Origin of the sequence: Massilia glaciei, from assembly GCF_003011895.2 — a bacterium.
GTDB lineage: Bacteria > Pseudomonadota > Gammaproteobacteria > Burkholderiales > Burkholderiaceae_D > Telluria_A > Telluria_A glaciei.
Genome location: NZ_PXWF02000085.1, coordinates 1 through 10,239, shown reverse-complemented (window position 1 = coordinate 10,239; position 10,239 = coordinate 1). Strand labels below are relative to the sequence as shown.

8 protein-coding genes are annotated in these 10,239 nt (G+C 66.2%); 3 read left to right on the top strand and 5 right to left on the bottom strand.

The window, feature by feature from the left end:
* From C7C56_RS06580 to C7C56_RS06560, 5 genes are all read right to left on the bottom strand, one after another.
* Window positions 1-927 (bottom strand): hypothetical protein (locus C7C56_RS06580; RefSeq protein ID WP_146204313.1); only part of this gene is annotated, 927 nt, incomplete at its 3' end.
* A 96-nt stretch (window positions 928-1,023) separates the two neighbouring features.
* Entirely contained in the window at window positions 1,024-1,824 is an 801-nt protein-coding gene (locus C7C56_RS06575; protein ID WP_229458240.1) for a DUF481 domain-containing protein, read from the bottom strand.
* Window positions 1,825-2,329: 505 nt separating this feature from the next.
* Complete coding sequence (locus C7C56_RS06570) at window positions 2,330-4,090, bottom strand: SUMF1/EgtB/PvdO family nonheme iron enzyme (protein ID WP_106756662.1); 1,761 nt, start codon at window positions 4,088-4,090, stop codon at window positions 2,330-2,332.
* A 468-nt stretch (window positions 4,091-4,558) separates the two neighbouring features.
* Entirely contained in the window at window positions 4,559-5,071 is a 513-nt protein-coding gene (locus C7C56_RS06565) for an RES family NAD+ phosphorylase (protein ID WP_106756661.1), read from the bottom strand.
* Between the two features lie 14 nt (window positions 5,072-5,085).
* Entirely contained in the window at window positions 5,086-5,499 is a 414-nt protein-coding gene (locus tag C7C56_RS06560) for a DUF2384 domain-containing protein (RefSeq protein ID WP_229458238.1), read from the bottom strand.
* 407 nt (window positions 5,500-5,906) lie between these two features.
* Between C7C56_RS06560 and ggpS the strand changes: the two genes are divergently transcribed.
* The 3 genes from ggpS to C7C56_RS06545 form a co-directional block, all read left to right on the top strand.
* Entirely contained in the window at window positions 5,907-8,207 is a 2,301-nt protein-coding gene (ggpS, locus tag C7C56_RS06555) for a glucosylglycerol-phosphate synthase (RefSeq protein ID WP_181373045.1), read from the top strand.
* Window positions 8,204-9,082, top strand: a complete 879-nt coding sequence (locus C7C56_RS06550) for a carbohydrate kinase family protein (RefSeq protein WP_106756660.1) — start codon at window positions 8,204-8,206, stop codon at window positions 9,080-9,082. Before ggpS ends, C7C56_RS06550 begins: the two co-directional genes overlap by 4 nt.
* A partial coding sequence (locus tag C7C56_RS06545; protein WP_106756659.1) for a family 4 glycosyl hydrolase occupies window positions 9,070-10,239 on the top strand: 1,170 nt, incomplete at its 3' end. The genes C7C56_RS06550 and C7C56_RS06545, both read left to right, overlap by 13 nt.

Sequence of the window (10,239 nt, the reverse complement as noted above, 5' to 3'; positions counted from 1 at the left end):
GGCGCCCTTGTCCGCGTCCTTTGCGCGCAGCAGGCGGAACGGCATCAGCCAGGTGGCCTTGGGAAACCGGCGCGCCAGTTGCACCTGCATCGCCGCGCGCTGCTCGTGCCGCACTTCGTCGCGCGAATACGGCAGGTGCAACTGGGCCTGGCTCAGTCCGACCGTCTCCATGCGCAGGCACGTGCCATTGCTTTCCCAGCGCCAGGCATCGGGCAGCACTTCGCCGGCGCGGCCCTTGAGGTTCTTTTCCCATGCCTCGCGCAGGGCGAGCGTCTCGGGCCCGCCCACATTGCGCGGCGGGGCGCGCAGTTGTCCGGCGGCGTCGGCCAGCAGTTTCCAGCGGCCGGCCTGCCACTTGCGGGTCGCCGCGCGCAGCGAAGGCGTCCAGGTCCATTCGGTGGCGATCCATCTGCCGTCGCTCGCCTGCCGGATTACCGCGATGCGCTGCAATGCGCTGGCCGAGGTGGCGGCGCTTTGGGCGCGCCATCCGCGGTCCCACACCGGGGCGGCCATGGGCGCGGCGATGCCGTGGCGCGCCAGTTGCCAGCGCCACCACACCGCCTGGTGGGTCAGGCAACGGTCCGGGTGGGATTGGGACGGCACCCACTGACGCATCTGCAGGCGGTTCTGCCACGCGCATTGCGCCGTTTTGGCCTGCCAATCGGGCGCCGCCTGCACCGGCTCGCCTTTCGCGCAGCGCCACGGCCGTTGTTGCGCCAACAGGCGGAAAGTGGCGATGACGGCTGCGGCCTTGGCATCGCGCGACTTGGATTGCTTGGTGGCGGCGAAGCTTTCACGCGCGGCGGGCAGGATGATCAGCGCCACCAGCAGGCCGGCCAGCGGCGCCCGGCCGGCGAGGCTGGAAAAGGCGCCGGATAAGGCGCCGGAGAAGGCGCCGGATAAAACGCTGGAAGTGGTTCTGTTCATTGTTTTTTTCATCCCCTGTGTCTTTCGGCCGATTCTTTCGGCCGATTCTTTCGGACAATGCCGGCGAACGGCCATGGCATTTTGTCTTGCGCGTATCTAGAAGGAATACACCAGCGTCAACGCCGTTTGGGTATCCGTGTTCTTTTTCTTTGCCGGGACATTGGTGTCCTTGCGCGCCACGAAGGAGGCCTTCATCCGCATCGTGTCGTTGATTTTTGTGCTCAATCCGAATTCGGCGACCGAGTGGGTATTCGAGGCGCCACGCTCGACGCTAAGCGTCTGCGAGAAGACCGCCGCCGGTCCCAGCTTCCATTTGAGCGCCGCCGCGCCGCGCAGCGTGAACCCGCTCTCGGCCTGGCCGTTCGCATTGACACCGCTGAAATAGCCGGGACCGAGTTCGACATCGAGCGACCTGTCGGCCGATGCGTGCAATTGGACGCTGTGGCCGACGCCGACGCTCGAATACGTCGAGTAGGCGGCGAATTTGTCGTCGACATGCGAGGCGAGAACGAAAAGCTTTTTGCCCTTCTGCATCAATTTGAACGCGGCCTTCGCCGAGAACGAATAGCGTTCCGCAGAGCGCTTGCGCAGTCGCCCGCCCTGCCCGTCGGCGGCCTCATCCTCCTTGAAATAGCCGCCCATGACATAGTGGTTGCTCCATCCCGCCAACTCATGGCGGGCCTCGATCTTGCCGGTGACGGACGTGCCGACCGTGTTGCCCGAGGTAATGATGGCGCCCAACTCGGCCGACGTCGTCCAGCCCGGCCTCTCCACTTCGACGGCGAGGGCGGCGCCGCAGGCCGCAACGCCGAGGACCAAGGTCAACAAAAACTTTTCTACCATCGCAGTCGCGGCGCCGATTCCTGATCGTTGTTCATCATGTTTGTCTCCCGGCAAGCAGGACTTGTCATGAATATAGACAGGCAGACTTAGCCAATACTTAGTGGCAGCCAACTGGCTGGAAGACAGGTATTGGGGGTTTGAGGTGCGGTGGAACGGTTATGCAAAGCTTTCCATAACCGTTCTTATGAAAAGCAGATGCTTATGGAAAGCTGCCGTCTAAAACGCCGCACGTAGCAGGGCGGCAAGCTAATTTTGCTTTCCATAATATTTCACTGGCGCCGCCCCGGCGCCATCGGCAGCGTCAGCAACTTGGGGATGACCGGTTACGCCCCGAAGCGGACCCTCAAAATGACGGTTCGTACTGGGCGTTGATGGTGCTAGGAGCCTGTCGGACTTAGGATCGTCGGCTGCAAAAAGCGCTGGATGGTACATATTTCGCCGCTTTCTCGGCCAATAGCTCGCTATTGGCACTGCGAAATCGTCAAAATCTGTCCTCGTCCAGCACTTTTTTCGCTTCGACTCCCTAAGTCCGACAGGCTCCTAGCAACCCAATCGCGTCTTAGTCAGCCTGTTCCAGCGAGAACCAGTTGAGCTTCCAGCCTAGGTCGATGGCCCGGATGCGCAGAACGTGGCGGCCGGCCTCCAGTCGGATCGGGCCAGGCGCGGCCACGGTTTTCCAGACCTTGAAGCCACCGGTTACAGGTACGGCCTGCTCCAGCACGGGCTGTCCATCCACGCTCAAGGCCAGGCCCTTGCTACCGGCCTTGCTGGCCACGCGGAAGCTAAACCGGTAGTTGCCAGCGCGCTGGACGTCAACGCTGTATTCTGTCCAACCGTCCTTGGCCATACCGCCGGCTCCAGTCAAGTTCGAGCCTGCTTGGCCACCATCTTCCATATCCTCTTGGGGCACCACTTTGCCGACTTCGGCATTGTCCATCCGGTTAAAGTCTTCCGCCTGGATCCGAGCCGGCACCGCATGCACTTGGTCGGCGGTAAACACCGGTGCACTGAACTCACTGAAACGATCGCGGTTGACGGCCACCACCGAATAGCGGTGTTTGCGTGCAGGAGCAGCCTCGTCCACATAGCGCTGCGTCTTGACGTCTGAGGCAATCCGCACAAAGTCGCCGCCAACGCTGTCACTGCGGTAGACGTGATAGCCGAGCACCTTGGGGTCGGGGGTGGCCATCCAGCTCAGCTGAACCGCTGAGGTTCCCTGCGTCAGCTGCAAACCCTGTGGCGGCGGCGGGAAAGGCTGCAAATTCTTGCGGCGAGCGCGCTCCACGGCTTGCGCCTGCGCCAGCGCTTTATCAAAGGCCTGGGAGGTCGGTGCCGAGCGCTTGTCGGCCGGGCTCGCCAGACCCTGGGCCAGGCGGAAGCCCTCAATCGCGCCGATCCAATCGAGCTCTACCGCACCGCGCTGGGTGGCCGAGTTGCCACGCCAATGCCAGGCGCCGCCGCGGCTGGCGCGCATCTTGCAGTTGCCGTCCAGCCGCGCGCTGCCGTCTGCCGGCGCACCTTGGTAGTTCTCGCTCCAGCAATCTTGCAAATACTCCGCTACATTGCCGATCAGGTCATGGAGGCCCAGGGGGTTGGGCTTGTACATGCCAACGATGCTGGCAAACCCTGCACCATCATCGCAGGGAGAGATGCCGCCCATAAAGCCAGTATAGGTGGCTCCAAAACGTTGCATGCCTGCATGCTCGGCCGATTGATCGGACACATTGGCGTACCCGCAGATGCGCTTTTGGTCGATGTCGTCACCGAAGGGAAAGCCGGGCTTGCCTCTGCCCGCGCTGGCAGCGTACTCCCACTCGGCTTCGCTGGCCAGGCGGTAGCTCTTACCGGTTTGCTGTGACAACCATTTGGCATAGGCGTCAGCGCCGGCCCAGCCTATGCAGACGACCGGTTGGAACTCGCTGTTGGTGAGCTCGTTCTTATCCCATGCGCCGGGCGTGGCCCCTGCGCCGAACCAGCCCTGACCGGGCTGATGCACGCATTTGTCCGGTGCTTTGTAACCGGTCGCTTCAATAAAACGCCGGAATTCGGCCACGGTCACTTCGTACTTGCCCAGCTTAAAGGCGTTGATCTTGACCTGATGGATCGGCAGGGTGCGGGGGTCTTGCGCGGCTCCCCCCGAGCGATGGGGTTTGCCGCCACCCATTTGGAATTCGCCGCCGGGCACTGTTACCATCGGGGGTTCTATGTAGACCGCGCCCCCTTTTTTTGTGTCCGTGGAGGTCTGAGTCAACGAATCGGTGGCCGCCAGCAGCGGGGCGCTCAACACAAGCATAGACAGCAGCGAGAAAAGCTTTTTCATTACAGGGTCCTTGGAAAGAGGGATCGACACCCACGAAGGTGTAACGATGCCACGCGGCCCCGCACACAACACAGTAGCATGCGACGAATCGACAGCAGAACTGACGAATAGACGGTCGCCTACATTGCCCGGAACAAGGGGACACCGGCGCGACGGACCGCTTCTCGCGGACGTGCCCCTCCATACGCAGGAATGGACGGCTGTTTTCGTTATGTGGAGCGATTTTGCACTCGATGGCAAGCCGGGCCGGGCTGGGGAGCCGCATCACCGCCGGCTCTTTCCATAACAATATGCTTTCCATAAGAGCGGAAATCCGGGTTAAGCCGCTGGTGCCAGTCTCAGGTATTGATAAAGGGTCTCGCGACCGATGAGTAGAGTGGCCAGCCGGATGCGGCCAGAGCGGCGACCATTCGACAGTTAGGGCGCCGCCTCGACAGGCGGGGCCGTGGTCAATTCTTCTGGAAACCGCTACTGCCAGGACGATTGGTTCTTTGGGAGATCGTTGTGCGGATCGTAAACACTGATGGCATCTGCACCAGTGAGCGCGTCAGTGTAGATGACAAGATTTGCGCCGCAGGTAATCGCGCTATTGAACAAGATTCCCTTCGCGCCAGGCGCGAGGACTTGGTCGCCGATGACCCAAGATGGGGGTTCAATGCCTTGGTGGAAGTGCATGTTCCGCCAGTCACAGTAAAAAGCCTGCCAGAGCGCGTCCCAGTCGCTCGTGAAGTCCCCACGGAAGTCTACGATGGCGTCGAGGCTTACGTTATAGCCGACCATGAGCCCTGGCGGCAGGAGCGCATCGAGCTGCTGGTACTCGGCTAGGGCGGTCTCCAGCTCCAGTGACAGGTAGGGCGCATTGACACCAGGCCGGTTGGCGCGCCCGCCATGGGCGCCGGCACCAGCTCCCGAGGTCGGCGCAAATGACCATTTCGGCTGATGGACCCGGTAGGCAGCAGCGTTGAGCGTGGTGAGAATCACCCGGTGTATCCAGCCTAGAGCGACTGGATGTACTTGATGAGGGCTTCCGTGCGTTTTTCTGAGACAAGATCCTGCGGCGTCTTGTAGTCGAAAGTCGGCAGCGGATGATTCTTGAACCAATAGATCGCTTTTTCGATACTGTCGGAAATATCGGCGGCAGCGCGGATCACCCGCACCGATTCACGCAGGTACGACTGGATGGTCTCGGTGTCCGGTGCCAGCCTGACGGTATTCCTGTGAACGTGTGCATGCGCCGCGAGGGTTTGCATATCCAGCCGAAAAACAAGTCCGAATCGTTTTGGGGAAATCGACGGGCTCGCCTTGGCACTGAGGAAACTCATGAACCCGTCAAAGTTTCGATCGAATACGGGAACTGCCTCGCCGGCTGGAACGGCCTTTTCTGCGATTGGCATTTCTGCGGCAGCCATGTTTGCCCCTCGATGCACGTTGTATGCACCATTATTGCACTATTTTTTGAGGTGTTCAACGTGGCACCATCAGCCCCCAGCCGGCAACTTGGCCATCGCTAAGTGTTAGCTAATGTTTGGCCACTAAGCTGGCCGGGCGGCGTCTGGAGGTGAGGACGGCGCGGCCGCCGGCGGCCAATTGCGCATCTTCAGCGCCCGCGGAAAACAAGGCAGGGAACGCCCGCGTTCCTTGCGTTGCGCGGTCCCGGGATCCGAATCGCGCACCGATAATGCGGTTCTCCCACGCTGCGGCGCCGGCTTGCCTACCGCCCCGGCCCGCATGCCGGAACGCGAAAAATACAACGCCCACACTTGCGCCACCCGCGAGCGAAGCGACCACCGCACGACCAAACGAAGGAAAAAACGCCATGGATGCACTAGAGAGCCAATGGAACGCCACGCCCGACCCGAGCAAGCTGATCCTTGCCACCGACCTCGACGGAACACTGCTGGCCGGCCCGCACGAGGCGCGGCGCCGGATCCGCGAGCTGTTCAGCGGGGAGCTCGCCGGCGCCAGGATCGTCTACGTCACCGGACGCAGCCTTGAATCGATCATGCCGCTGCTGAGCGACCCGACGCTGCCGCAGCCGCACTACATCATCGCCGACGTCGGCGCCACCATCGTGCACGGCGACCTGCGCCCGGTCGAGCCGCTCCAGCACGACATCGCCGCGCGCTGGCCCGGTTCGCAGGCGGTGCTGCGCGCGCTGGCGCGCTTTCCGCTGCAGCGCCAGAGCGTGCCCCAGGAGCGGCGCTGCTCGTTCCTGTCGAGCATGGGCGAGGTCACCCCGGGCCTGCGCGCCGCCATCGACGAGCTCGGCTGCGACCTGCTGTTCTCGGCCGGCCGCTACCTCGACGTCCTGCCGCGCGGCGTGGGCAAGGGCAGCGCCCTGCTCGGGCTGGCCGCGGCCGAGGGCATCAACCCCGGCGACATCATCGTCGCCGGCGACACCCTCAACGACCTGTCGATGCTGCAGGCGGGCTTTCGTGGCATCGTCGTCGGCGGCGCCGAGCCGGCGCTGGTCGAACGGGTGCGCAGGCTGCGCAAGGTCCACATCGCGCGCGCCGAGGGCTGCGGCGGCATCCTGCAGGGCCTGACCCACCACGGCATCCTGGTCGAGCCGAGCATGGCCACCAGGCTCGAGACCGACAAGCGCGGCGACGCCGACCTCGTCATCGTCTACCACCGCCTGCCGTTCGACGAGGTGCTCGAGGACGGCGTCACGATCCAGCGCAGGCCCAAGAGCCCGAACGGCATCATCCCCACCCTGCTGCGCCTGTTCGCCGGCGCGCGCAAGGGCGCATGGGTGGCCTGGTCGCAGCAGGAGAGCCGCGAGCCGGAGGACTTCGTCGACGCCGTCGCGGTCGACGGCCAGCGCTACCGCAACCTGCACGCGGCGCGCATCGCGCTCACCGGCGACGACGTCGACCTGTTCTACAAGAAGTTTTCGAAGGAGGCCTTCTGGCCGATCATCTTCTCCTTCCCCGACAAGGCCGAATTCAAGCAGGCGCACTGGGAGCGCTTCCTCGAGGTCAACCGATTGTTCGCCGAACGCACCGCGCGCGAGGCGGCCGAGGGCGCGCTCGCCTGGATCCACGACTACAACCTGTGGATGGTGCCGGCCTTCCTGCGCCCGCTGCGCCCGGACCTGCGCATCGCGTTCTTCCACCACACCACCTTCCCCTCGAGCGACATCTTCAACATCCTGCCATGGCGCCGCGACATCATCGGCAGCCTGCTGCAGTGCGACTACGTCGGCTTCCAGATCCCGCGCTACGTCGAGAACTTCGTCGACGCCACGCGCTCGTTCGCGCCGCTCGAGGTGGTCGACAGCGTGCCGTGCGCGCCGCGCTTCCTGACCTACGGCTGCGCGCTCGGGGTCGACACCATGACCACCCGGATCGAGGTCGGCGGGCGGCGCATCGGCCTCGGCGCCCATCCGGTCGGCACCGACACCGCCCTGATCGCGCAGCTGGCGGCCACGCCCGAGGTGCAGGCCAAGACCCAGAACATCACCGACTACCTCAACGGCGTCACCAGCGTGATCTCGATCGAGCGGCTCGACTACGTCAAGGGCTCGCTGCAAAAGCTCGAGGCCTTCGAGCGCCTGCTCGACGAACATCCCGAGTACGTCGGCAAGGTGACCCTGATTAACATCATCACGCCGGCGGCGGTGGGCATGGAGATCTACGAGACCTTGCGCCTCGAGGTCGACCGCATCGTCGGGCGCATCAACGGGCGCTTCTCGACCCTCGAGTGGGTGCCGGTGCGCTACTTCTACCGCGCGCTCTCGTTCGACGACGTGGTGGCCCACTACGCCGCCTGCGACATCGCCTGGATCACGCCGCTGCGCGACGGCCTCAACCTGGTGGCCAAGGAATTCATCGCCGCCAAGAAGGCCGTCGGCAAGTCCGGCGTGCTGATCCTGTCGGAGTTCGCCGGCGTCTCGGTCGACCTGCACGGCGCCCTGCTGACCAATCCGTACGACGCGCGCTCCATGATCGCGACGCTGCACCGGGCGCTGACCATGGGCGAGGACGAACGCGCCTACCGCACCGCGCGCATGGCCGCCATCGTCACCGAGCACGACGTGGCGCGCTGGGCCGACGACTTCCAGCACGCCGCCGGCCACACCCATCCCGATCCGGCGCTGGGCGAGGCCGGATGAGCGAACTGCTCGTGGCCGGCATGGCCTATCTCGATGTCTCGGTGCCGCGGGTGGCGCCGCCGGCGCCCGGCGAGGAGCGATTCGTCGACGCCATCGGCCTGCGCTTCGGCGGCGCCGCCAACAGCGCCAGCGTGGGCGCCGCGCTCGGCCTGCGGGTGACCATGTGCGTGCCGGTCGGCGCGGGCATCGCCGACCAGGCGCTGGCCGCGCTGGCGGCGCGGCTGGGCATCGCGCTCACGCCGTGGCCCGCGCGTGACGACCCGGCCGTCTCGCTGGTGCTGGCCGACGAGCACGACCGCGCCTTCGTCAGCGCCGCCGATTTCGGCGCGCTCGACCGGGTTACCCATCTGCCGCCGGCAAAATGGATCCATGTGCCCGGCCTCGAGGAGGCCGCACGGCTGGCCGCGCCGCTCGCGCGCGCCCGCGCCGAGGGGGCGAAGGTGGCCGTCAGCGGCAGCTGGGCCCCGCACCGGCTCGCCGCGCTCGCGGCGCAGGGCGGGCGCCCCTGGGACCTGCTGATCCTCAACGAGAAGGAGGCCGTGGCCACCTGCGGCGACGCCGCCGCCGCCCCGGGCCGCCTGGCCGACGCCGCCACCTCGGTGGTGGTCACGCTGGGGCCGGCCGGCGCCTTCGGCATGCTCGACGGCGAAACCGTGGTCGCCGCCGCCGTCCCGGTGGCGGTGTGCGACCCCACCGGCGCCGGCGACGCCTTTTGCGCCGGCATGCTGGCGGCCCTGATCCGCGGCCTGGCGCCCTCGGCCGCGCTGCGCTTCGGCTCGCGCGCCGCCGCCCACATCCTGCAACAACGCGGCGGCGTGCTGCAGGAACCGACCCGCATGGCCGCCCTGGCCGAGGAGATCACATGGAAATTCTGACCGTGCTTGGCGGCGGCAGCGCCTATACGCCCGGATTGCTGCAGTCCCTGATCAGGCGCGCCGGCCAGCTGCCGCTGCGCGAGGTGCGCCTGTACGACACCGACCCGGCCCGCCTCGACGTGGTCGCGCGCCTGTGCGCGGGCATGGCGCGCGGCGCCGGCGCGCCGTTCGTGGTGCGCCCCGCGGCCACCCTGCCGGACGCCGTGCGCGGCGCGGCCCTGGTGCTCAATTCGACCCGCCCCGGCGGGCTGGCGGCGCGCCGCATCGACGAGACGCTGCCGCTCGAGTTCGACATCCCGGGCCAGGAGACGGTCGGCCCGGGCGGATTTTTCTACGCCCTGCGTTCGGTGCCCGAGGCGTTGCGCGTGGCCGAGGCGATGGCCGCGCTCGCGCCCGGGGCGGTCCTGCTCAACTACACCAACCCGAGCAACATCGTGACCCAGGCGCTGGCCGACCAGGGCCGGGTGCGGGTGATCGGCATGTGCGACCAGTCCGACGAGGACCTCGCCGCGCTGGCGCAGGCGATGGGCCAGTCCGGCCATCCGGGCGGGCGCTGCATCGGCCTGAACCACGCCACCTGGTACAGCGAACTGAGCGTCGACGACGCCCCGCTCGGCCCGTGGCCCGACACCCTGGCCGCGCCGGCCGGGTTCGACGACGAGCACCAGTTGCGCTTCGCCTACAGCCTGGCCATGGCGCGCGAACAGGCCGACGGACTCTGGCCCAACTCCTACCTGCCCTACTACCTGTATCCGCGGGCGTTCGTGGCGCAGGCGCGGGTTGCCGGGCCGCGCAGCGACGCCGTGGCCGCCGCGATGCCGCGCTACTACGCGCACTTCGCCGAGCAGGCCGCGCTGCCCGAGCCGCGTTTGAAGCTCTACCGCGGCGCGGCCGGCTTCGGCGACATGGCGGTCGAGGTGATCGCCGCGCTCGCGTCCGACAAACCGCGCGCGCTCGTGCTCAACCTGCCCAACCGCGGCGCCAGCGGCGCCTTCGCCGACGACACGGTGATCGAAACCCATGTGCGGCTCTCGCGCCATGGCGCCGAGACCATGCCCGCGCCGGCCTTGCCGCCCTCGTTCGCCGCGCTCGCCGGCGCCCTCGAGCGCTACCAGCGGCTCGCCGCGCGCGCCGCCGCCGGCACCTCGCCGGCGCTG